Source organism: Sphingobium cupriresistens (genome assembly GCF_004152865.1).
Lineage (GTDB): Bacteria > Pseudomonadota > Alphaproteobacteria > Sphingomonadales > Sphingomonadaceae > Sphingobium > Sphingobium cupriresistens.
Genome location: NZ_SEOO01000024.1, coordinates 28402 through 49769 on the forward strand (window position 1 = coordinate 28402; position 21368 = coordinate 49769).

25 protein-coding genes are annotated in these 21368 nt (G+C 61.3%); 19 read left to right on the forward strand and 6 right to left on the reverse strand.

All coding sequences use genetic code 11. The features are described 5' to 3' along the window. Positions 1-41: 41 nt before the first annotated feature. From EWH12_RS14520 to EWH12_RS14530, 3 genes are read left to right on the forward strand one after another with little or no spacing between them, the layout of a single operon-like run. Entirely contained in the window at positions 42-242 is a 201-nt protein-coding gene (locus tag EWH12_RS14520; protein ID WP_011950428.1) for a hypothetical protein, read from the forward strand. 13 nt (positions 243-255) lie between these two features. Then, positions 256-765, forward strand: coding sequence for a DUF2726 domain-containing protein (locus tag EWH12_RS14525; RefSeq protein ID WP_011950427.1), 510 nt, complete (start codon positions 256-258; stop codon positions 763-765). Positions 766-770: 5 nt separating this feature from the next. Then, positions 771-1430 carry a hypothetical protein gene (locus EWH12_RS14530; protein WP_011950426.1) on the forward strand — a complete coding sequence of 220 codons (660 nt, stop codon included), beginning with the start codon at positions 771-773 and terminating at the stop codon, positions 1428-1430. A gap of 37 nt (positions 1431-1467) precedes the next feature. On the opposite strand, the gene EWH12_RS14535 is transcribed toward EWH12_RS14530, so the two are convergent. Then, complete coding sequence (locus tag EWH12_RS14535) at positions 1468-2379, reverse strand: LysR family transcriptional regulator (RefSeq protein WP_011950425.1); 912 nt, start codon at positions 2377-2379, stop codon at positions 1468-1470. Between the two features lie 100 nt (positions 2380-2479). Between EWH12_RS14535 and pdhA the strand changes: the two genes are divergently transcribed. Genes pdhA through lpdA form a run of 4 tightly spaced genes read left to right on the forward strand, consistent with a single transcriptional unit; the run spans position 2480 to position 7632 of the window. Continuing rightward, positions 2480-3562, forward strand: coding sequence for a pyruvate dehydrogenase (acetyl-transferring) E1 component subunit alpha (gene pdhA, locus EWH12_RS14540; protein ID WP_011950424.1), 1083 nt, complete (start codon positions 2480-2482; stop codon positions 3560-3562). Continuing rightward, positions 3562-4932 carry a pyruvate dehydrogenase complex E1 component subunit beta gene (locus EWH12_RS14545; protein WP_011950423.1) on the forward strand — a complete coding sequence of 457 codons (1371 nt, stop codon included), beginning with the start codon at positions 3562-3564 and terminating at the stop codon, positions 4930-4932. Before pdhA ends, EWH12_RS14545 begins: the two co-directional genes overlap by 1 nt. Positions 4933-4951: 19 nt before the next feature. Then, positions 4952-6214: a pyruvate dehydrogenase complex dihydrolipoamide acetyltransferase gene (locus tag EWH12_RS14550; protein ID WP_011950422.1), complete on the forward strand. Its 1263-nt coding sequence runs from the start codon at positions 4952-4954 to the stop codon at positions 6212-6214. A gap of 20 nt (positions 6215-6234) precedes the next feature. Further along, positions 6235-7632, forward strand: a complete 1398-nt coding sequence (gene lpdA, locus EWH12_RS14555) for a dihydrolipoyl dehydrogenase (RefSeq protein ID WP_011950421.1) — start codon at positions 6235-6237, stop codon at positions 7630-7632. 70 nt (positions 7633-7702) lie between these two features. Here the strand turns inward: lpdA and EWH12_RS14560 are convergent, their stop codons facing one another. Then, positions 7703-8902 carry a tyrosine-type recombinase/integrase gene (locus EWH12_RS14560; protein ID WP_011950420.1) on the reverse strand — a complete coding sequence of 400 codons (1200 nt, stop codon included), beginning with the start codon at positions 8900-8902 and terminating at the stop codon, positions 7703-7705. 27 nt (positions 8903-8929) lie between these two features. Here EWH12_RS14560 and EWH12_RS22260 point away from each other — a divergent pair, with 27 nt between their 5' ends. From EWH12_RS22260 to EWH12_RS14575, 4 genes are all read left to right on the forward strand, one after another. Beyond that, positions 8930-9100, forward strand: a complete 171-nt coding sequence (locus EWH12_RS22260) for a hypothetical protein (protein WP_017184755.1) — start codon at positions 8930-8932, stop codon at positions 9098-9100. A gap of 6 nt (positions 9101-9106) precedes the next feature. Further along, a complete protein-coding gene (locus EWH12_RS14565; protein ID WP_011950419.1) occupies positions 9107-9841 on the forward strand; it encodes a hypothetical protein in 735 nt (244 codons plus the stop codon). A 324-nt stretch (positions 9842-10165) separates the two neighbouring features. Beyond that, positions 10166-10408: a hypothetical protein gene (locus EWH12_RS14570; protein WP_242496070.1), complete on the forward strand. Its 243-nt coding sequence runs from the start codon at positions 10166-10168 to the stop codon at positions 10406-10408. Positions 10409-10411: 3 nt separating this feature from the next. Then, entirely contained in the window at positions 10412-11086 is a 675-nt protein-coding gene (locus EWH12_RS14575; RefSeq protein ID WP_011950417.1) for a nucleotidyl transferase AbiEii/AbiGii toxin family protein, read from the forward strand. On the opposite strand, the gene EWH12_RS14580 is transcribed toward EWH12_RS14575, so the two are convergent. Together EWH12_RS14580 and EWH12_RS14585 are read right to left on the reverse strand one after the other, a co-directional pair. Next, positions 11083-11391 carry a hypothetical protein gene (locus EWH12_RS14580; protein WP_011950416.1) on the reverse strand — a complete coding sequence of 103 codons (309 nt, stop codon included), beginning with the start codon at positions 11389-11391 and terminating at the stop codon, positions 11083-11085. The two genes, EWH12_RS14575 and EWH12_RS14580, sit on opposite strands and share 4 nt — an antisense overlap. 72 nt (positions 11392-11463) lie before the next feature. Continuing rightward, the gene (locus EWH12_RS14585) at positions 11464-12078 is read right to left on the reverse strand and encodes a hypothetical protein (protein WP_017184756.1); all 615 of its coding nucleotides are present in this window, start codon (positions 12076-12078) and stop codon (positions 11464-11466) included. A gap of 221 nt (positions 12079-12299) precedes the next feature. Between EWH12_RS14585 and EWH12_RS14590 the strand changes: the two genes are divergently transcribed. The 7 genes from EWH12_RS14590 (at position 12300) to soxR (ending at position 17008) form a co-directional block, all read left to right on the forward strand. Beyond that, positions 12300-12701, forward strand: a complete 402-nt coding sequence (locus EWH12_RS14590; RefSeq protein ID WP_017184757.1) for a hypothetical protein — start codon at positions 12300-12302, stop codon at positions 12699-12701. Positions 12702-12707: 6 nt separating this feature from the next. Further along, positions 12708-13127, forward strand: coding sequence for a PIN domain-containing protein (locus EWH12_RS14595; protein WP_011950414.1), 420 nt, complete (start codon positions 12708-12710; stop codon positions 13125-13127). Between the two features lies 1 nt (position 13128). Beyond that, a complete protein-coding gene (locus EWH12_RS14600) occupies positions 13129-14103 on the forward strand; it encodes a CBASS cGAMP-activated phospholipase (protein WP_011950413.1) in 975 nt (324 codons plus the stop codon). A 99-nt stretch (positions 14104-14202) separates the two neighbouring features. Beyond that, positions 14203-15267 (forward strand): PIN domain-containing protein, encoded by a 1065-nt coding sequence (locus EWH12_RS14605; protein ID WP_011950412.1) that lies wholly within the window; start codon positions 14203-14205, stop codon positions 15265-15267. A 378-nt stretch (positions 15268-15645) separates the two neighbouring features. Continuing rightward, positions 15646-15921 carry an HU family DNA-binding protein gene (locus EWH12_RS14610; protein ID WP_017184758.1) on the forward strand — a complete coding sequence of 92 codons (276 nt, stop codon included), beginning with the start codon at positions 15646-15648 and terminating at the stop codon, positions 15919-15921. A 149-nt stretch (positions 15922-16070) separates the two neighbouring features. Beyond that, positions 16071-16271, forward strand: coding sequence for a hypothetical protein (locus EWH12_RS14615; protein ID WP_017184759.1), 201 nt, complete (start codon positions 16071-16073; stop codon positions 16269-16271). A gap of 167 nt (positions 16272-16438) precedes the next feature. Then, positions 16439-17008: a redox-sensitive transcriptional activator SoxR gene (gene soxR / locus EWH12_RS14620; protein WP_081095122.1), complete on the forward strand. Its 570-nt coding sequence runs from the start codon at positions 16439-16441 to the stop codon at positions 17006-17008. Positions 17009-17050: 42 nt separating this feature from the next. Here soxR and EWH12_RS14625 read toward each other — a convergent pair whose 3' ends face one another. Continuing rightward, positions 17051-18226 (reverse strand): AAA family ATPase, encoded by a 1176-nt coding sequence (locus EWH12_RS14625; protein ID WP_026002697.1) that lies wholly within the window; start codon positions 18224-18226, stop codon positions 17051-17053. 115 nt (positions 18227-18341) lie between these two features. Between EWH12_RS14625 and EWH12_RS14630 the strand changes: the two genes are divergently transcribed. Further along, on the forward strand, positions 18342-18551 hold the full coding sequence (locus EWH12_RS14630) for a hypothetical protein (RefSeq protein ID WP_017184762.1): 210 nt from the start codon (positions 18342-18344) through the stop codon (positions 18549-18551). A 3-nt stretch (positions 18552-18554) separates the two neighbouring features. Here EWH12_RS14630 and EWH12_RS14635 read toward each other — a convergent pair whose 3' ends face one another. After that, positions 18555-21362: a conjugal transfer protein TraG N-terminal domain-containing protein gene (locus EWH12_RS14635; RefSeq protein WP_017184763.1), complete on the reverse strand. Its 2808-nt coding sequence runs from the start codon at positions 21360-21362 to the stop codon at positions 18555-18557. Positions 21363-21368: the final 6 nt, after the last annotated feature.

Consider the following 21368-nt stretch of genomic DNA (forward strand, 5'->3'; position numbering starts at 1 on the left):
TCGCCGGCGTGGTGCCTGCGGCGAAGAGAAGGAGACGAACGATGGGTTGGGAATTCGATGAGGCTGGCAAGTTCGGGAGCGAACGGGCAGCCGAAGACTATGCGAAGCGCAACAACATCGATCCGCGTGATGTCCAGCTGACCCGCAAGGGTGAGGAGGTCGAACTCAACATCCGCCGGTCGGCCCTCGATGGCCGTAAGCTGCGCGACAATGGCGAAGGTCGCCGGGACGGCTGGGGCTGAACGGAGGGCTACAATGAGCACATTTGAATTTCTCGCCTCGCTTCTGCTGGTGGGCGTCATCGTCGCGCTTGGCTGGTCGAAAATGTCCCGAGGCTTCACTCCACAGAAACCGCTCGACCCAGTGGCGCGGCCATTCATGACGCAGCGCGAGCAAGCCATGCTGGCCGCGCTCGAGCACATCCTGCCCATGTACCGCCTCCATGCCCAGGTCTCGATGGGAGCCCTCCTCAAGGTTCCATCGGTGCCGGGCCGGCGGCCGACCCCAGCGGACTGGAATCGCTTCCAGCGAAAGATCATCGACTTTGTGGTCGAGGATCCCACGACGGGAAGGGTGGTCGCCTTGATCGAGATCGACGATCGTTCGCACGATCCCGGCAAGGATCGGGAGCGTGACGCGATGACCGCCCGGGCCGGCTATCACACATTGCGGATCCCCGCTGGTGCAAGCCCCACGGTACAGACGGTGCTCGGTTTCGTGGGTGACCTTCGCGACGGTGCGGCGAGCGCCGCATATCAGGGATAACCGGCATGGGGCTCAAAGATCGCGACTATATGCGCGAGCGCTATCGCGCGCGCGCGAAGGGAACCCGATGGAACGATCGGGCCGGGCGCGTCGAGGGCGCCTGGTTCGATCCCGTCAACCGCGGTTTCGATTATCAGCGCGGCCGGTTGAGGGGATCGCGCGGTAATGCCGGCGGGATGCTGCGCTGGATGTCGCTCGCGTTGAGCCTGTTTCTCATCGCTATCCCGGTGTGGCATTCGCTGAAGCGGGAAGGCTGGCTGGCGGATAGTGAACCCGGATTACCCTTCCCCGAAACGGGCAGCGTGACGGTCAACCCCGCATTGGATCCGGCCGGGGCGACATCGCGGATGGCAGTCACGACCTCCGATGCGAACGCCGTCGTTCAGCTCTTCGACCCTCAAAGCGGGCGGCATGTGATCTCGGTCTATGTCCGCAAGAACGATCGGGCGATAATCGCGGTTCCACCTGGAACCTATCGGATGAAAGTGGCGGAAGGGCAGCGTTGGCACGGCCCGGTGGACTTTTTCGGTTCGTCAACGACCTATGACGCCGTCGTGCCGCTGATGGTGTTCACCAGACAACGGGGCAATGGCATCGACCTGCACAGGCGTCCGAACGGCACATTGCCGACACGGCCCAACTGGCGCGGTCCAGCGCCCCTGTAACGAACGATCATGCGGAAGCGCGGCCGAAGACCCGGTCCTATCGAGCGGCGGGCGCCGATACCTCTTCGGTTTTCAGCGCATGGGCAATTTCGAAGATATGAAGAATGATCGGGTCCTTCTCAGCAGATCGGATCGCTGCCTGCAACAGAATAGGAGGCGGTGACTGATCGAAAACGCGAACGATCTCGCCACTAGATATCTTCTCTCCCACCATGTTGAGAGGAAACAAGCTTACGCCGCCGCTGGACACGATGATATCGATCAGAGAATGCAGGTCGTTGCAGGTGTTTATCTTCCCGTCATGATATCCCAGTCCACCCAAGGCATCATGCATGATCGCATGCATGGGGGAGCTTCGTGCCAATGACCAGAACAGCAGGTCTTTTGGGGGCACGAGTCGCTGCTCCAGCATGTTCGCGAGGCTGGGAGACGCGAGCCATATCAACTCGACCTCGCCGATCCGCCGCGTCTTGATGCCGGGCATTTCAACGGGACCGATCGCGAAAACCAGATCGGCCGCGCCACTTAGAAGTCCATCGATCAGTTTCGATGTCAGGTCGATTTCGATCTCCAGTGAAAGCCCTGGCATCTCCTGACGGATCGCATTCACGAAAGCGGACAGGCAACTGGCGGCCGCAATTTCACCCGATCCGATACGGACGATGCCGGCCACGCTGCTGAGGTCCACCGGATTGAGCAGGGCCTGTTGAAGCGACGGCCACACCTGCTCGCATCGGCGCACCAGTTCACGGCCCTGGACAGACAGGATCATGTTACGCCCTTGTCGCGCGAACAACGGAATTCCCAGGTGATTCTCAAGTTCGCGTATTCGCGCGGAAATGCCCGGTTGCGTGGTGTTGAGGCGATTCGCTGCCGCGCTGAACGAGCCAAGGCGGTTGATCCAAAGCAGGGTTTCCAGATGGTAGAGCGCGATCCGATTCATCACCATTGGTTATACATACATCGAATGAACTATGATTTGAACTGATGTGACATTTATCTCATGGCCAGACCCCGAAAGCGCAGCAGGCAGGGGAAGGGAAGGGTTCGTGGCCAAAGAGCAGCATGTGAAGGCAGAGAGCCGAGCCGGGCCGGCAAGGCGGGCTTCGGTTTCATCTGGATCCGCCTCCAATCGCGAACGTCCGGCCGAGCCCGTCCGCTATCAGGCGACCAATGCGGAGATGCTGGAACTCTACCGCCAGATGCTGCTGATCCGCCGTTTCGAGGAAAAGGCCGGCCAGCTTTACGGCTTCGGCATGATCGGCGGCTTCTGCCATCTTTATATCGGGCAGGAGGCCGTCGCCGTCGGCCTGCAATCGGCTATGAGGGTGGGCAAGGACAGCGTCATCACCGGCTATCGCGACCACGGCCACATGCTGGCCTACGGGATCGATCCCAAGGTCATCATGGCAGAGCTGACCGGCCGCGCTGCGGGCATTTCACGCGGCAAGGGCGGGTCGATGCACATGTTCTCGGTCGATCATGGCTTCTATGGCGGCCACGGCATCGTCGGCGCGCAGGTGGGGCTGGGCACGGGCCTAGCCTTCAAGCATAAATATGCGGATGATGGCGGCGTCTGCCTCACCTATTTCGGCGACGGCGCGGCCAATCAGGGACAGGTCTACGAAAGCTTCAACATGGCGGAGCTGTGGAAGCTGCCGGTGATTTTCGTGATCGAGAACAACCAGTACGCCATGGGAACCAGCGTCAACCGCGCGTCGGCCGAGGACCAACTCTATCGGCGCGGCGAGAGCTTCCGCATCCCCGGCATCCAGGTGGACGGCATGGACGTGCTCGCTGTCCGTGGCGCTGCTGAGGAAGCCCGGCAGTGGGTGCTGTCCGGCAAGGGGCCGATCCTCCTGGAATTGAAGACCTACCGCTATCGGGGCCATTCCATGTCCGATCCGGCCAAGTACCGCTCGCGCGAGGAAGTGCAGGCGGTCCGCGACAAGTCCGATGCCATCGAGCATCTCAAGCAGGAGTTGGAGGCGGCCGGCGTCACCGAGGATGAGTTGAAGGCGCTGGAGAAGGAGATCCGCCAGATCGTTCAGGAAGCCGCCGACTTCGCCGAGCAGGCCCCGGAGCCCGAGCTTGCCGAACTCTATACCGATGTGCTGGTGGGGCAATATTGATGGCGATTGAACTGAAGATGCCGGCGCTTTCTCCCACCATGGAGGAGGGTACGCTCGCAAAGTGGCTCGTCAAGGAAGGCGATGCGGTGAAATCCGGCGACATCCTCGCGGAGATCGAGACCGACAAGGCGACGATGGAATTCGAGGCAGTGGACGAGGGCATCATCGCCAAGATCGTCATTCCTGAAGGCACCGACGGCGTGAAAGTGGGCGCGGTGATCGCGCTGATCGCTGGCGAGGGTGAAAGCGCCGTGACGGTCCAAGCCGCCGCCCCCGCTCCCAAGGTCGAGGCACCCGCGCCCAAGGCGGCGGAGCCGGCCCCGCAGCCGGTTGCGGCGCCTGCGCCCCGCGCGGCGGTTGCCGATCCCGATATTCCCGCCGGCACCGAGATCGTGAAGACCACGGTGCGCGAGGCGTTGCGCGACGCCATGGCCGAGGAGATGCGCGCCGACGACCGCGTCTTCGTGATGGGCGAGGAAGTGGCGCAATATCAGGGCGCCTACAAGGTGACGCAGGGCCTGCTGGAAGAGTTCGGCGATCGCCGCGTCATCGACACCCCGATCACCGAGTATGGTTTTGCCGGCATAGGCACAGGCGCGGCGATGGGCGGCTTGAAGCCGATCGTCGAGTTTATGACCTTCAACTTCGCCATGCAGGCGATCGACCACATCATCAACTCGGCGGCCAAGACCAACTATATGTCCGGCGGCCAGATGCGCTGCCCGGTGGTGTTCCGCGGCCCCAACGGCGCCGCCAGCCGCGTCGGCGCCCAGCACAGCCAGAATTACGGGCCCTGGTATGCTGCCGTTCCTGGCCTGATCGTGATCGCGCCTTACTCGGCCGCCGACGCCAAGGGGCTGCTGAAGGCCGCGATCCGCTCGCCCGATCCGGTCGTGTTCCTGGAAAACGAGTTGCTCTACGGCCAGAGCTTCGACGTGCCGAAGCTGGACGATCATGTCCTGCCGATTGGCAAGGCCCGCATCGCCCGCGCGGGGCGTGACGTGACCCTGGTGAGCTACTCCATTGGTGTCGGTGTCGCGCTGGAAGCCGCCGACAAGCTGGCAGATGAAGGTGTTGACGCGGAGGTGATCGACCTGCGCACGCTCCGCCCGCTCGATAAGGAAACCGTGCTGAAGTCGCTCGCCAAGACCAACAGGATGGTGGTGGTGGAGGAAGGCTGGCCGGTCTGCTCCATCTCCTCGGAGATCATCGCCATCGCCATGCAGGAAGGCTTCGACGACCTCGACGCCCCGGTGCTCCGCGTCACCAACAAGGACGTGCCGCTGCCGTATGCCGCGAATCTGGAAAAGGCCGCGCTCATCAAGGCGGATGACGTGGTCGCGGCGGTCAAGCGCGTCCGTTATCGCTGACGCCTGCGGAGTTTCGAAAATGCCGATTGAACTCAAGATGCCCGCGTTGTCTCCCACGATGGAGGAGGGTTCGCTCGCCAAATGGCTGGTGAAGGAGGGCGATGTGGTGAAGTCTGGCGACCTGCTGGCCGAAATCGAAACCGACAAGGCGACGATGGAATTCGAGGCGGTGGACGAAGGCATTATCGCGAAAATCCTCATCCCCGAAGGTACAGAAGGCGTGAAGGTCGGGACCGTCGTCGCCATGCTTGCCGCCGAAGGCGAGGATATCACCGCTATCGGGGAAGGGGCTGTTCCCGCGCTTCTGCCGGCCCCCGAGATTGCCGACAAGGTCGCTACATCCATTCCCGCCGCTGTTCCTGTCGCGTCGTCAGCCGCACCCGCAATTGGTGCCAGCCGTATCAAGGCCAGCCCGCTTGCCCGTCGTCTGGCGGAGGCAAGCGCCATCGATCTTTCTACGATAAGAGGCTCCGGGCCTAATGGCCGCATCGTCAAGGTTGACATTGATGGCGCGACGCCTGCCTCGATGCCGGCCGTCGCTCCGGGGGTCCCCGCGGCGTTTGCCGCCGCAGTACCGTCGATCGAACCCGACATTCCACACGAAGTCGTCAAGCTGTCAAACATGCGGAAAGTCATTGCCCGACGGCTCACCGAATCGAAGCAGCAGGTTCCGCACATCTACCTCACGGCCGATATCCACCTCGATCCATTGCTGAAGCTTCGGGCCGATCTCAACGACGGGCTTGCCGAACGCGGTGTCAAGCTCTCGGTCAACGATCTGCTGGTCAAGGCCTTGGCGGCCGCCCTTATCGAAGTGCCCAGCTGCAATGTGCAGTTTGCCGGCGACAATCTGCTGCGGTTCAGCCGCGTCGATATTTCGGTGGCGGTATCGATCCCCGGCGGCCTGATCACGCCGATCATCGCGGGCGCGAACGCCAAGGGCGTTGCCGCAATCTCCAGCGAGATGAAGGATAGGGCGGAGCGCGCGCGCAACGGTAAATTGCAGCCGCATGAATATCAGGGCGGCACCGCCAGCCTGTCGAACATGGGCATGTTCGGCATCAAGCAGTTCGAGGCTGTCATTAACCCGCCCCAGGCCATGATCATGGCGATCGGCGCGGGCGAAAAGCGGCCTTATGTAGTGAACAATGCGCTGACCGTTGCCACGGTGATGTCGGTAACCGGCAGCTTCGATCACCGCGCGATCGATGGGGCGGACGGTGCGCAACTGATGGCCGCTTTCAAGCGCATCGTTGAGAAGCCGCTGACACTGTTGGCCTGAATCTCAAGGAATTTCCGAACATGGCTGATAGTTACGACGTGATTGTCCTTGGCTCAGGCCCCGGCGGCTATGTCGCCGCGATCCGCGCCGCTCAGCTCAAGTTGAACACGGCGATTGTCGAGCGCGAGAATCTAGGCGGTGTCTGCCTCAACTGGGGTTGCATACCCACCAAGGCGTTGCTGCGCTCGGCGGAGGTTTTTCGCTACATGCGGCATGCCAAGGATTATGGCCTGGTCGCGGAGAAGATAACCGCCGATCTGGATGCAGTGGTGAAGCGCTCACGCGGCGTTGCCAGGCAGCTTAATCAGGGTGTCTCGCACCTGATGAAGAAGAACGGGATCGCCGTTTATATGGGTGAGGGGAAGCTCACCGGCAAAGGGAGGCTTTCTGTCACAGCGCCGGATGGTAAGACCAGTGAGTTGACCGCGAAGAATATTATCATCGCCACGGGCGCGCGTGCTCGCGATCTGCCGTTCCCGAAAGCCGATGGAAAGCGCGTCTGGACCTATCGCCACGCGATGAACCCGCCGGAAATGCCGAACAAGCTGCTTGTTATCGGCTCGGGCGCGATCGGCATCGAGTTCGCCAGCTTTTACAACGACATGGGCGCGGAAGTGACAGTCGTCGAGATGCTGGACAGGATCGTTCCGGTCGAGGATGCAGATGTCTCGACCTTCCTGGAAAAAGCGTTGGTGAAGCAGGGCATGAAGATCTTGACGGGTGCAGGTGTCCAAAAGCTCGATATCGGTGCCACCGGCGTAACAGTCGCGATCAAAGCCCGGGATGGCAAACTTGTTTCGGACGAATACAGCCATGTCATCGTGGCAATCGGGATCGTCCCAAACACCGAAACCGTTGGGCTTGAGGCACTGGGTGTGAAAACGGAGCGTGGCCACATTGTTACCGATGGCGCATGCCGCACCAATGTCGAGGGAATCTGGGCGATCGGAGACGCCACGGCGCCGCCTTGGCTAGCGCACAAGGCCAGCCATGAAGGTGTTATCGCGGCAGAAACCATAGCGGGTCAGCATCCGCACGCAATGGACCCCAGGAACATTCCCGGCTGCACCTATTGCCACCCGCAGATCGCTAGTGTCGGCCTCACCGAAACAAATGCGAGGGAAGCAGGTCACGAAGTGAGGATTGGCACCTTTCCCTTCATCGGCAATGGCAAGGCTATCGCGCTCGGCGAGCCAGAAGGCTTCGTCAAGACGGTATTTGATGCCCAAACTGGCGAGCTGCTGGGCGCACACATGGTCGGCCCGGAGGTGACCGAAATGATCCACGGCTTCACCATCGGTCGTACACTGGAAACAACCGAGGCGGAGCTGATGGAAACGGTTTTTCCGCATCCGACCATTTCCGAAACGATGCATGAAAGCGTGCTTGCTGCCTTCGGGCGCGCAGTCCATATTTAGGCTATCTTCCATATTTGGGAGAGATCATGCCTCCTTCTGCTGCCGAACCACGAGCGGCGAGGCGTCAAGGTCAGCTACGTACTCTTGAAAGAACCCGTGCGGCGACATTGCTTCGCACCGCGAGCTTTCTACCGTAACGTAGCGCGGTTGTCGGTGAACTCCATCGCAGCGCCTGCGCAATGCCGGCTCCGTCCTCTCCGGCGGCGAAGAGGTCCTGGGTCAGGCCAACGCGCAGCGAATGTGTGGACAGCGCCTGAACCGCATCGGCCAGCTTGCTGGCGCTCAGGTTGACCAGCCCCATTTCGTAGGCGGCACTCGCCACGCGCCTGTAGATCCCATTGACCCCCTGCCGACTGAGGGCCTCCTTGCCGATGGTGTAGGTCGTTCGGGCCAGTGCCGTTTCCGGATCGGAGCCGCGCGCGCGCCGGCGATAGACACCAACCCTGCGAAACAGCAGCCCGTCCTCGATCGCGCTTTCGGCCTGCCACAAGGCGACCCTGCGCATCGTCTCGGCCGACAGCCACGCCCACGCGCCTTCCTGCTCCTGGTCGGTTTTGGAGAAGGGGATGAACAAGGTCGCCGAGCCGTCGTCCTGCGCATCGATATGCGTGGCTTCAACCCTAGTGAGCTCGCTGACCCGGAGCCCTGCGTCATAGCCGAGCGAAAGCAACGCCGCGTCCCGTAACCCCTGAAGATCGCCGCCACACGCTTCGAGTAGCGCAGCCAGGGTGAAGCCTTTGGCGGCGTGGTGATCCAGCGCCTTGCCTAACCGCAGAGGCGCAGCCTGACGCTGAAGTGCGCCTCTCTGCCGGCGGATGGCCTTCAGCGCGGCGCGAACCATCGGGGCGTCGGTCGGCGCGGCGGGCGAGGCCAAGCCCAGCATGCGGTGGACCGAGGCGATGCTGGCGATGCGCCGCGCCAGCGTCGCGGGCTTCCTGCCTTTGGCGTCCAGCGCGTTTACATAGCGCACCATATCTTCGGGATCGGCTGGCAATGGCCTGCGGCCTTCTTCACCGCACCAGTCGCGCCAGCAGTCGAGATCGGCGGCTATCGCCGCCTTCGTCGCGTCGGCCATCGCCGCCAGGGTCGTCTCGAGACCGAGCTGACTGATCGGCGGTAGATCGGTCGGAATGATTTCCCCGATCGTGCGCAGCAGCCGCACATCGACGGATTCGGCGTCTGTCTTGCGCGATCGTGTCGGCAGAGCAGTGTCGTTCGTCCTGACGACGATGATTTCCATGGGGGAGGATTTGGTGGAACTCTCGGTCATCGTTCGCTATATGTCTTCCCGGAGGATATGATGCAGCTCAACTCGGCAAAAGCTCTGGCCCTTGGCCGGGAGGTCCGCGAAACCTTCGGCAGCTGGAAGAAGGCACGCGAGGCGGCCGTCCAGCGCGATGGCGTCTATGTCATCGATCGGGCGAAGATTCGTGCTGAAAAGGCCAAGAAGCTCGCCAAGACGGCCTGATCTCGAATGACATTCGGCTACGCGCTGCTTGGCGCTCTGGTTCTTCTGCTTCCCGGGTTTGCGGGTTATTTCGGTCTTCGTATTGGCGAGGCGAGTGATTTTGTGTCGCCGCGGCCCGACCGGCCCAATTCCAATCTCACCATTTTCCTGATTGTGCTGCTGGCGCTCGCTGCGCACACCGCCGGGGCGGGAATTTTTGCCTTCAACGAAGCGATAGCGGCGTGGAAGCCGCTGATCTCGCTTCCCTATGATCCCAATCCCTACAAGGCACTTCTGTCCGGCCAGGTCCCATCGGGGCTTTCCGCGCTCGCAATCGAACTGGAACTGCTGTTCTGCCTGGCGCTTTCCTTTGGGACCGGCTGGGTCTGCGAGAGAATGGCGCGCGCCAAGCCGATTACGACCCGAACCGCGCCCTTGCGCTTCGGATGGCTCCTGCCGATCGTCGAGAAGGTCGAGGCCGGTGGCCATGTCGCGGTCGGTTATGTGCGCACGACGAGCGGCCACAACGGTGCCTGGGTCGCCTATGAAGGCAGCATCCGGCGCCTGACGCTCGACGATGACGACGGAATCCGCATGGTGGTGCTCGAGCAGTGCGATCGCTTCATTGTCCGGATGACGGACGACAAGATCGAGCGGGTCGACATGGACAGCGCGCCGATCGCCATGATGCATCTTGCCGCCGACCAGATCGCCGATTTCGCAATCGAACTGTTCGAGGTTCCCGAGATCGGCGCTGACTGAGGCGAGCGGCGGCGTTCTGCTCAAAACATGCGGCACAAGGCGCGACACATCTGTGCCGCATGGTTTTTCCCCGTTCGTCATCATCCGCAAAATTTGCCCTTCCCTGCCGTTCCAGCAGCCCTGTACTTACCATAATCTCCCATTATGGTAAGTGAGAAAATCACGCGGGGAGGGCGGTTTACGCGGAGAATCGGCCTTGCACATCCCGCCTGGCCGGATAGCGGATTGGCGCCGTTCTTGTTTTGATAACGCCGAAGCGCTATATGCGCTGAACGATCCACGAGATCATGGTACAGGTTAGAAATGGCAAAGGCGGTAAGCTTGGTGTTGGCGACGGTGAACGCTCCTTATGGGGCGAACCTTTCCGCGCATCAACTCGCTGCGCTGATCGCCGACCCAAAGAGCGCGAGCGATTTCAACGCGCCCGTGTTTTCCTTCTTCTCGGAAGTAAGCCCGGCTCTGCAGCTGCAGTTCGTCGAGGAAATGGGTGTCGACGCCGACAAGGTCTGCGCGGTCGCCGACCAGTTCTCCCACCTCTCGGGCTACGCGCTCCCGCTGGCGGCGTAACGCATGGTCGAGCGCGGCCCAAGCCAGTGGCCGGTCCTGTTCGATCTTGCGATGGAAATCTTCGCCCAATTCGAGGAGAACGTCGGCTTCGTGCCCTCGTGGAGCTTCGGCGGCGGGACGGCGCTCATGCTCCAGATCGATCATCGTGAAAGCCACGACATCGATATCTTCCTTGATGATCCGCAAATCCTGCCTTTTCTCAATCCAGAGATCCAGGATTTCGCAATGACCCGTCGGCCGGACGAATATAAGAGCGACGGGACGCAGGCGCTCAAACTCGCCTTTGACGAACTGGGTGAGATCGACTTCATTTGTTCGTCCGCCATCCTCGATGTTTCCAGTGAGCGCCACGATGTGAGGGGGCGGACGGTCGACCTTGAAACTCCGGCCGAGATTGCAGCGAAGAAAGTTTACTTCCGGGGCTGGAACTTGCAGCCACGCGACATGTTCGATCTTGCTGCCATCGCCGAGCACCATGGTGACGACTATGTCGTGTCAGCATTGCGTGAATGCGGCCATGAGCGATGCCGCAAGGCGCTGGAAGTCGTCGAGAAGGTCAACCCGAAGGCTGTCGAGACGGTGATTGGCCAGCTGCTGTACAGGGAAAAGAACAGCCATCTGGTCGCAGAGGCGCAGGCGATTACGCACCGAATTTTAGGGGCTTCACTTTCCGATTAAGACGGTCGCAGCACGGGCGCGAGGAGCCGTTCGGCACGAGCCGAACCGTATTCCTTCACCGCACGCGCGAGCTGCGCGCTATTCATCTCCCCTGCCTTGGCAAGCGCACGCGGCAGGATGGCCACCTTGTCCTCGGGCAGCCTGTCGATGTTATGGAGGAGGTCGACAAGCAGGACTTCCTTGGACAGCCGCCTGGGCACCGACGGCCGCATCCGGAAATCGTACATCCGGCCATCCAGTTTGAACCGGCCATGGCGTTTGCGATTATAGACCACGGGCTCGTTGTGGAGCTGGGTCGTGCACACGCCAAGCCCATTGAATGCGCTTGGAGAGACCAGCAGGAACCGATCGTCGCCGAGAAATGTGAAGCTGCGATCCTACCGCGCCGCAGCCGCTCGAGGCTGAGCGTGTGCGCCTCGTACATAAGGCTGCCGCCGGTTTTCGCTGGTCACGATGCTCGGCTGAAGCGCGGCGCGGACCGCATCCGTGACCGTATAGACCGCATGACGCTGCGCACCGCGGTTCTCATGGTCCACGAAAAAGCCCTGGTAATGCCGTCTGATCAGTCCTGCCTTCACCAACTCCGACACCGCCCGGCTGATCGCCGTCATGCCGGTTTCGCGGATGCGCTCGCTGAGTTCCGCGTCGACGCGGCGCGCGGCCTCCACCGGATCGCCCGGCAATTCTCCTTTGGCTGCGAGCGCAGCCCGGACCTTATCGGCGGTGGCCCGGCGCTGGTGGTGACGCGCGCCGCTCGGCGCAATCGCCGCGGCCAGCCATTCGCGGATGGGCACCAGAACCTCGCCTTCTCGAACCAGAGGCCCCGCCTCCCCGTTCGTCCGGGCGGCCCTGGCGATGAGATCGAGCACCATGAAGGTGTAGCGCGGCCGACCCGAGTGCTCCGCGATGATGCGCACGATATCCGGCAGGCCAACTACTGGTGCTGGCGCCGGGGTTGGGATCGATGGCGCGAAGAGATCGAACTGAAGCATGGAACGAATCAAGCACAAAGCACGACTCTTGTGAATCCCCCAATCGCTCACAGAAACGACCGAAAGACGTTTTGCCATCCGTGTCACTTTACCCGACCGGTACCTGAAGGGTAAAGTGACGCAGCCGTCATTGATCGATGCATCTGCCCCGTGGCCACAATCATTGACATTTTGTGGCCACGCCCTATAACCATCGTCATTGGCAGCGAAGGTTGGTTGGTATGGACGTGCAGCTTCTAGCCGGAATCGAGAGGATCTGCTCCCTTCCAGAGCATCAGCTAGAGGTTGAACTCGGCAAACTGCTCGAAGGTCGGGCTCCGATGGCCACTATCACCATTCGCGCCGCGCGTGACAGCTTCACCAAGCTGCTTGCGCGTGCGCGTGACGGATCGGTTCAGCTTGTCGGCAAAGACAAGGGAGAGCAGACCGTGATCCTCTCGGTTGCGGCTTTGGCGAATGTCATTAAGGCAGCCGCTGGCGGTATTTCCGCCGGAGAATTTCTTGCCGCCACGCAGTTCCAGCCGTCACGCGGAAAGCTCGTCCATGTCGAGAGCGACGACGACAGCAGCCAGGAATTCACTGTCCGATCCGGAGAAGCTTCCTGGCAGCAGGCCAGCGCCTAAGCGGCCATGTATCTTCTTTCGACCCAATGCCTGCTTGACCGGATCACGGGTCAGGCGCCGGCCTCGATCGATGCGCTGCCTGCCCGAGAGATCCACCTGAGCGCGGTTTCCCTCGGGCAGGCGCTGCTGGCCATCGAGCAAAGCCCGGCGGGTGAACGCCAAGGCCACCGCGATGCGCTGCGCGGCTATGTCGGCATGGTGCGCAGCTTCGATAATATCGTGCCGTTCGACGAAAAGGCCGCCATGCTGTGGCCTGGTCTGCGGGCTCAGAAGCTGATCGCCACCAACCCGGCCGGTGCCGTGATCCCGGTCAGCGAGGCGACGACGATGGTCGTTGCCTCGGCTCTCGCTACCAATCTTGTCTTCGTCGACTATCCGCAGCCCTACCATAGCGGCGTCAGCGGGCTGACGGTGGTGAACCCTTGATATGACCGAGAGCGACGTCGGGATCAGGGAAGGTGCGCGCGCGCAGCCGGCCAAACGGTTCCGCATTCTGGCGCTGACCGGAGGTGGGTATCGTGGCCTCTTTACCGTTCGGATCCTCGAACAGATCGAGCGGACGATCGGAAAGCCGATCAAAGACCATTTCGATATCATCGCCGGCACTTCGATCGGCGGCATCGTGGCCATCGGCCTGGCCCAAGGCATTCGCCCAGCCGTGATCGGCGCCGCGTTTGAGAAGCACGGCCAGGCGATCTTCCCGAAGCGGGGTTTACTCGGTCGCTGGGGGCTGGCGCGCTCGCGCTATGACGCGGCTGGCCTCGCGCAGACGATCGACGCCGTTCTTGGCGAAGCGGGAAAGACGCCCCTGTCCGGCCTGAAGACACCCCTGATCGTGACCGCGGTCGATTTCGGCGCCTGGGCGCCGGCAATATACGAAACCACTGGCATGTCACCGAAGCTCGAAGGAACCTCGCTACGGGACATTGCCCTCGCCACCTCCGCGGCGCCAACCTATTTCCCCGACCATGTGATCGACGGGCATTCCTATGTCGACGGCGGACTGATCGCGAACGCTCCGGATAGTATCGCCCTGATGCGGGCGCTTGGGCGCTATGGGCGCACGCCCCAGGAAATCGACCTCATCAGCGTCGGGACCGCAGGAGAGCTGCGATGGGATGTGCCGCGTGCGCCCAGGCGCCGCGGCGGTGTGATGCTGATCGCAAAAGACGAGCTCGTGTCGAGGACGATGAAGGCGCAGGAGAGCCTGTCGCTCGACCTCGTGCAGTCCGTCCTGGGCTCGAGCTACGTCCGCATCGATAGGGTGCCTTCGCTCCAGCAGCAGAAGGAACTTGCGCTCGATCGGGCAACCGACAAAGCGGCCGAGATCCTGGGACAGCTCGCGCGCGACGCCTATGCGGGAGCCTCGGCGAGCAGCACGTTCAAAGCGATGCTTCGATAGGGGACGGGTGGCGGACTGACCAAGCCTTACGTTCCAGAAAATGCTGCCTGTCCGTCAAGCATCTGCCCAACATGACCTCAACACGGATCTACTCTGACGATGGCGAAGAAAACGACCAAAAGAACGCCGAAGGTCTTCCTGGATGCGAACATCGTCATCAGTGCCGGCAAACCACCAGGCGGGCCTGAAATCGCCCGTGTCGTCGATCTTGTCGATGCCGGTCTGATAACGGTGTTGACCACCGATCTCACCATCACCGAGGTTGCCAAAAAGTACATCCAGAGTGATTTCGACGCGATCAAGGAGATCAGCCAGCCGCATTTCCGGAAGATTGTCGAGGGAGCGACCGGCGTTGCGCTTCCCGCGCTCAAGCGGCCGGAGCTTCGCGCAAAGCTGAAATCGATCTACGATGAGTCGACTACGCAGATGTTCGATGCGCTGGAGGCCAAGACGCTCCAGATCGACGAGGTGAAGCCGTCGGCAGTGTTCAGCGCCTATGCGGCAGGGGAAGGTTTCTTCTCAGGCGACGGCAAGAAGGACCAGTTCCCCGACGCCTTTGCCTTCGAGTGCCTCAAGAAGGAGGCGTCGAGAAATAGCCCGGTGATCATCGTTTCGAACGATGGCGACTTTGATGGCCCGGTCGGGTCTGCGAAGCATATTTCGCTGGTGAAGTCGTTGCCCGAACTGTTCGCGGCGCTTGGCCTCGAGATGGCCGCGCCGCAACTCGATCCCTTCCTGGAGACGCAGGAGGAACAGATCGTCGACCTCGTCAGTCAGGAACTTACGAATTGGGGACTGCACAGTAGCGACGTCATGGATGCGGAGATCGACGAGATCACCGTCAATTCGGTCGAAGTGAAAAAACTCACCGCCTTCAAACCAAGTGAGGCAGGTAAATCAATCCTTGTGGTCGGCACGATCGAGGTCGCAGCATTGGTGTCTTTCACTCATCCCAACTGGGATGAAGCGATGTATGATTCCGAGGACAAGGTGCTTATCCCGTTCGAGGATGAGAGCGGGGAGACCGAGATCGAGCTTACCATCGACGTCGCCATGTCGATCGCGGTCGACGAGGCAGGCAATCCCGAGGAGATTGAAGCCTTGCGGTTTCGCAACAGCGATTTTCAGTATGTGACGCTCTATCCACCCGACATGTACAAATAGGGTCCGTGGATGAGACGATTCGAGGTCGAGAAGCAGTTCTGCGACATGGTCAGCCGGATCACATCGTTCAGGTCGAGTCGGCGACTCTGTTTCGGGTAGAAAAAAGCCGCCCACAAGGAGGCGGCTTGATAGTTGGGAGAGGATGCCTGAAAGGCCCGTCTCTTGTGCATTGCATCATAGAATATTGCAACTGCGAAATTCGCAACTATGGACACGCCTGATACCGGCGTTTGCCACTAGGTGCCGGCAAAAACTATCGCTCATGGCCTGTCCGGCCAATAAGCCGGAATCCTTCAATAAGGTCGAGCATTGAGATAGCGCCGCACGCTCCTCGCCACTATTAGAGGAATCCCGAAAAATTGCAGAAGGAACAGCATGATGAACAATAGCGACCTTGCCGATCATCTCGCCGGTGCGACCGGGGCCACCAAGGCTGATGCCCGCAAGGCGGTCGATCTCGTCTTCGCCGCAATAGCTGACGCCGCCGCCAAAGGCGAAGAGGTGAGCCTCAACGGCTTCGGCAAGTTCAAGGTCAAGGACGTTCTCGCCCGCGAAGGCCGGAACCCGGCCACCGGCGAAACCATCAAGATCGCAGCGTCGAAAAAACTCTCCTTCAGCGTGGCGAAGGCCGTCAAGGACCGGCTCAACAGCTAAAGCGGGCTTGACGCCTCGATACCAAGAGATCGAGGCGTCCCCCTTCCCCGCAAGAGGCTTCCCGCAAGACCGCCACTCGCGGCTTTAATGATCGAACGACGCGATAATCTCCGGGAAGAACATTGCAACGGCCTGTATCGGCGAACGGCGTGACCTGCCTGGACCTGCTGACACGACAGATCGCCATCCATGTTCCAGCATTGCAGGATTGGTCGTTCGTAGCGGTCGATGTCGAGCTGGCGGTACATGACATTGCCCCTCGCGAGCAAGGTACGCAAATTCTCGCGGCTATCGTAGGGATTGTCCCGCACGCAGAGCAAGTGCTGAATTCGGGCACGTCGATACCGTAAAGCCGGGAGTGACCAAACGCCTCGCACCGGATTATAGTCGCCGTCGTAGATGTAGGGGCGGATGCACGGCACGGGCTTGGTCTGCGCGGTCGAGAAATGACCACATCCTGAGTCCTGAAGTAGTTTGCCGGTGCTCTAGCACCGACATTTGGTAACGAGTCTTTGCAATGACTGTTGACAAAACACGTCCTCTATCTGTTGGCGCCATCGCGCAACGTAGCGGAGTCGCGGTTTCGACGATCCATTTCTACGAGGCGAAAGGCCTCATCAAGGGCGAGCGCACAGCCGGCAATCAAAGGCGGTATCCTCGATCCGTATTGAGACGGATCGCCATTATCAGAACCGCCCAATATGTCGGGCTTTCGCTCTCCGAACTAAAGGATTTTCTTGACCGGATTCCAGAGGGGCCGGTTACGTCAACGGATTGGCGTCGGCTCAGTGCCGAGTGGAGTACGCTATTGAACGAGCGGATAGCTAGTCTCATGAGGCTGCGTGACCGCCTCGAAACCTGCATTGGATGCGGCTGTATGTCCCTCACCGACTGCCCCTTGCGAAACCCCGAAGACAGGTTGGGCGCAGTTGGGTCAGGCCCTCAGCTCCTCTTGGTGAATTTCGCTCGTGAACCTCGTGATGATGAAGATAGCCCCGTTCATTTTCGCACCAAACGTCGCTCCTTGGCGGCGGTCAAATCCACTCTTGACGTTAACCAAGACACAAAAGGGAACGATGACTCATAGCTTGGTGCCCTTCCCCGGTCGTTCGGGGCGGTGCTTCAAAAATCATCCTTCCGGCATCACTCTTCGCATGAATGCATCGAACAGGGGCACGGTGAACGCTGTATCTCCATGCGCGGGACTATAGAGCATTCCTTTCGCGATCAGGCTGTTTCGCGTCGGCGCCACGCTTGAAACCTTCACGTGCAAGGCATCGGCAACATCTCCCGACCTGTGCGGTCCAGTGCCCAAAGTGGCCATGGCGCGCAGATAGCGCTTCTCGGCAGGGGTCAGACGATCGAACCGAACGCGGAAAAAGCTGGCGTCAAGTTCCGCGAGCGCGCTACGCGTTGCCGCCGCAACATCGTCTTGGGTGATCGGCGACGCCTCAGCTGCATCCCAGCTATGCTTTCCCCACTCCTGGAGGAAATAAGGGTAACCTTGGGTCTGCTCGCAGATCGCGTCCAACGCCGCATCATCGACAGCTTCGCCTTCCCGCTCGATTGGAAGCCGAATGGCATCGCGCGCGGCGTGATCATCGAGCGGTCCGACGGAGACGAACTCGAAAAGTCGCTCCGCATAGGACTTGGCCCGGCCCATCTGCCCAACGAGTTGCGGCAAGCCAGCGGCGATCATTGTAATGGGAAGCTGCTTCTGGCTGGCCCGGTGGAGCGCACTGATCAATGCGGCCAATTGCTCTTCAGGCACATATTGGAGCTCGTCGATGACGAGTACCACAGCTGACCCCTTCTCTCGCGCCGCCTCGCCGATTGCAACCAACAGATCGGCGAGATCAGCTTCAAGGTCGCCGCTGTCGGCCAGGCCCGGCTCGACGTCGAAATCGAGTCCCACTTCGAGATCGTCATATTTGACCTTGAGCTTTGCGAACCCGGCCAGCGCGCGAAGCGCGCGCTTAACGCCGTCCGAAGCTTGCTTCATGCGATCGAGCCTCAGCAGCGTCGCCCGAAGGGCAGGCACGAGGATGCCGGGGAGCGAACGGTTCTCGGGAGCCTCGATGGCGACGATAGCCATGCCCTCCCCCTCGGCTGCGTCACGCATCGTCGTGAGCAGAACGGTCTTGCCTACACCGCGCAGTCCATAGAGGACGCTCGGGCGTGCCGCGCGCCCCGCGCGGATTCGGTCGAGCGCGACCGCGTTGCGTTCAAGCAACGCATCTCGCCCCGCCAACTCTGGAGGGCGAGTGCCGGCGCCAGGCGCGAAGGGGTTACGACGAGCATCCATAGCGAGGTTATGGTGGTTTATCGTTTTTTTGTAAACTTGATAATCTCGCTATAAGTCGCGTCTCAAGGGTTGCGGAAAAGCGCCCCAACCGCTATTCTCCGTCACAGGAGAAAGCATGCGCTTCCCAAAATTCGACCTCGACACATATAATCGAACGAAGGATTTGTCCGGCGGTCCCATCTACGCGATTGTCGAGGAAGAGATTCCTGAGATCGAAATGATCACCGACGAAAACGGGAACCCCACTCGTGGCGGTCTAATAGGCTACGCCCTCGCCTACGTTTGCATGGCCGGCCTCGTGGGAGCGATGTTCTACATCCTCTAAGCTCTATTCGCGAAGCTTGGGGTCTTGGAAGAATCCGCGATCGTGGTCGCGGTTCACCTCCTGCTCAAGATCAGCGGCCCCTTGAACCCGCTGCCCTCGCATCGTCTGCGCCGCAGCGCGGTCGCCCCCCAGCTCTGCCTTGCCGGCCTCGATGATCGCAGCGGCGCCGACATCCCCGCCGCCGCCAGGACCGGCGGGCAGCCGCCCAGGACCATGCGGCCGGTAGGAGGCCCTGACATCCGCCTCGTTCCCCACGCTCGGCCGATTGACATCGACCAGGTCCGGATCGTGGAGGCGCCCCGCAATCTCCGCCCGGATGCCATCCTGCTTGTCATGCATCCAGCGCGTGATCATCTCCTGGCGCACAAGCCGCTGCTGGTCTGTGAGATCGGTTGCCCAAAGCTCGGGCGCGTCAAGCCCCGGATTTTCGACCTGTTGGCGGCGATACCATTGCGCAAGATCCTGGCTCAGATTCTCGCTGAGCTGCATGCCATGCGTCTCGGCATAGCTGGCGTCGCGTGACAGCTGCTGGGAAAGCTCCTCAAGGCGCCGGGCCGTCTCAGAGTACGACTTTGCCAGCGCCAGAGAATCCTCCGTACTCGCCGACGCCGATGATGTGGCGGATGCCCGGCTGAAGCTACCGCTGCGCGAATAGGTCCCATCGGACATCGAGGCGCCGCTTCCGCTCGAATGTTCGTCACGCACGCCACTCGAGGATGTGTTGGCGCTGTCGCTGCCGCGGGTTTCGTCAGTCGCATGCCTTAGCGCATCTGTCTGAGACCCTGATTTCGATACGCTGCCGCCAATGCCGGGAAGGCGGCCCAAAATTCCTCCGCGACCGCCCGACCCTCCAGCCGTCTGCCGTCCCGTTCCTGCGGACACCACCCCGGAGATCTGGTCGCTCGTCTGCGCCTGACGATCATGGCCCTGAGATATTCGCTGACCTTGAGAGATCGTATCCCGTTCCTCCAGACCCTGCGTGCTGCTCCCGGTCCGCCGGTCGAATTGATCGACGGACGTGTTCGCCTGCCGGCCGCTGCTCGAATCCCAGCCGGACGACCGCTCGGTCGAGGTGCCGAATGCACTGCGGTTGGCATGCGTAGCGGTCAGGACCTCGGCCGCGGCATTCTCATAAGCCTGCGACTGTCGGTGCGCCTCGCTCGCCATCTCCCGCCATTCCGCGACCGACCCGGTCGTCATGGTAGGGGTGAAGCCGAGGCGCGAAATGGCCCCCGACGTGTCGAAGACGTCCTGACCATTGCCAAAGCCGTTGATCATCGCGCCATTATCCTGGCGCCAGCCCATGCTCGGGGCGCCGCTCATATAGCTCGGCGCCGTGGTCCACTGATCGGCCTGCCGCATATTCGAAGTCGAGTTCGCCCAGCTCACATTGCCATAGGAGTAGTTTCCGGTGGTCTGCTCGAGCGCGGCGGCCTCCGCCGCGTTCTGCGCCGGCGCCAGCATCGACATGGACTGGCCAGCAATCGACATCGCGCCGCGAGCAAGACCGGCCGCGAGGAAAGGCACGCTCATCAGCATGAAGCCGGCGATCGTCGCCGTCTCGCCGTTGACCGCGCCGATGCCGGCATAACTTCCAAGCGTCACGCCTCCCCCGGCCACGCCGTTCGCCGCGGATTCCGCCCTTGTCATGCAGATCATGTGGAGGATGACATAGAGCGGGCCCCAGGCAGCCAGGTAGAAGAAGCCCATGGCATAGCCCTTGAGCGTGCCAACCCCCGTCTGGGGCATGAGGAACAGCGGGAAGATGACTGGGAACATCGCGAAGAAGACGACGGTCAGGACGATGTTGAGGATCGGCACCCAGGCCATCGCCTGCTGGGCAATCGAATTATAGGTGTTGCGCGCCTGGATGTCGGCGCGCGTCTGGGCGAAGGTGTCTATCGCGGCCGCGCCTGCCCCACCAGCCATGCTGTTGCGTGCTTGCATGAAGGCGTTGATCGCTGTGTTCTGCCGCATCGTTTCGGTGAAATTGCTCCCCGATCCGGTGAACGCCGTGTTCGCGATCGGCACGTCATGCTTGAGCTTGTCGGCGGCCAGGGCGTTGCTGAGCCTGGGATAGACCTCCTTACCCCAGATCGGAGCATTGGCCTCGATCATCGGCGCCCATTGCGCGTCGAGCGCCTGGTAGGCCTGGCGGCAGGTGATGATGAAGTTCTGAACGGTGCCGTCGCCCTGGCGCTCCAGCCATTCCTGCGAGCGCGCTTCCGAGCCCGGCCCGATCGCGGCCCACAGGTCGGGCGCCTTGGCGAGGTTCGTGAGCGACTTCTGATAGAGCATCACGTCGCCGAACACGCAGTTCTTGAAATGGTTTTCGAGGTTGGTCGAGAACTCCGCGTCGCGAACAACGAAATTGCGGGTCGCGTCGAACAGGCGCGCGCCATAGACCATGCCATTGCTCGAATAATTGAGCTCGCTGGGCATGACGAACACCGTCTCGGCCGTCCGCGTCAGCCAATCCCCGACCTGCGTCGTAAAGCTCGCCAGCACACCCAGGCCCATCGGCACATTGTCGATAGTCGATGGCGCGAGGCTCGGGTTGATCCGGTCGGTCACCTTGATGCTCACCGTGGGCACCATCAGGCAAAGATAGATCGCCGTCGCCTGGAGGAACCAGTTCATCCACGCCTTGTAGTTAAGCGTGAAGGCGACAACGAGCAGCGAGTAGATGAGGCCCATCACCATCACGACCCGCAGGAGCGAGCGGTAGCCCCCTCCCCCTGACCAGGCAGCGACGGCGTTGAACACGTTTACGAGATACTCGCCGCCCCCGACCGTGAAGACCTCCAGCATCGACGC

Coding starts and splice junctions, on each gene's coding strand:
- EWH12_RS14520 (WP_011950428.1), top strand. CDS start 42: ATGGGTTGGGAATTCGATGAGGCTGGCAAGTTCGGGAGCGAACGGGCA.
- EWH12_RS14525 (WP_011950427.1), top strand. CDS start 256: ATGAGCACATTTGAATTTCTCGCCTCGCTTCTGCTGGTGGGCGTCATC.
- EWH12_RS14530 (WP_011950426.1), top strand. CDS start 771: ATGGGGCTCAAAGATCGCGACTATATGCGCGAGCGCTATCGCGCGCGC.
- EWH12_RS14535 (WP_011950425.1), bottom strand. CDS start 2,379: ATGGTGATGAATCGGATCGCGCTCTACCATCTGGAAACCCTGCTTTGG.
- EWH12_RS14545 (WP_011950423.1), top strand. CDS start 3,562: ATGGCGATTGAACTGAAGATGCCGGCGCTTTCTCCCACCATGGAGGAG.
- EWH12_RS14550 (WP_011950422.1), top strand. CDS start 4,952: ATGCCGATTGAACTCAAGATGCCCGCGTTGTCTCCCACGATGGAGGAG.
- lpdA (WP_011950421.1), top strand. CDS start 6,235: ATGGCTGATAGTTACGACGTGATTGTCCTTGGCTCAGGCCCCGGCGGC.
- EWH12_RS14560 (WP_011950420.1), bottom strand. CDS start 8,902: ATGACCGAGAGTTCCACCAAATCCTCCCCCATGGAAATCATCGTCGTC.
- EWH12_RS22260 (WP_017184755.1), top strand. CDS start 8,930: ATGATGCAGCTCAACTCGGCAAAAGCTCTGGCCCTTGGCCGGGAGGTC.
- EWH12_RS14565 (WP_011950419.1), top strand. CDS start 9,107: ATGACATTCGGCTACGCGCTGCTTGGCGCTCTGGTTCTTCTGCTTCCC.
- EWH12_RS14575 (WP_011950417.1), top strand. CDS start 10,412: ATGGTCGAGCGCGGCCCAAGCCAGTGGCCGGTCCTGTTCGATCTTGCG.
- EWH12_RS14585 (WP_017184756.1), bottom strand. CDS start 12,078: ATGCTTCAGTTCGATCTCTTCGCGCCATCGATCCCAACCCCGGCGCCA.
- EWH12_RS14590 (WP_017184757.1), top strand. CDS start 12,300: ATGGACGTGCAGCTTCTAGCCGGAATCGAGAGGATCTGCTCCCTTCCA.
- EWH12_RS14595 (WP_011950414.1), top strand. CDS start 12,708: ATGTATCTTCTTTCGACCCAATGCCTGCTTGACCGGATCACGGGTCAG.
- EWH12_RS14600 (WP_011950413.1), top strand. CDS start 13,129: ATGACCGAGAGCGACGTCGGGATCAGGGAAGGTGCGCGCGCGCAGCCG.
- EWH12_RS14605 (WP_011950412.1), top strand. CDS start 14,203: ATGGCGAAGAAAACGACCAAAAGAACGCCGAAGGTCTTCCTGGATGCG.
- EWH12_RS14610 (WP_017184758.1), top strand. CDS start 15,646: ATGAACAATAGCGACCTTGCCGATCATCTCGCCGGTGCGACCGGGGCC.
- soxR (WP_081095122.1), top strand. CDS start 16,439: ATGACTGTTGACAAAACACGTCCTCTATCTGTTGGCGCCATCGCGCAA.
- EWH12_RS14625 (WP_026002697.1), bottom strand. CDS start 18,226: ATGGATGCTCGTCGTAACCCCTTCGCGCCTGGCGCCGGCACTCGCCCT.
- EWH12_RS14630 (WP_017184762.1), top strand. CDS start 18,342: ATGCGCTTCCCAAAATTCGACCTCGACACATATAATCGAACGAAGGAT.
- EWH12_RS14635 (WP_017184763.1), bottom strand. CDS start 21,362: ATGCTGGAGGTCTTCACGGTCGGGGGCGGCGAGTATCTCGTAAACGTG.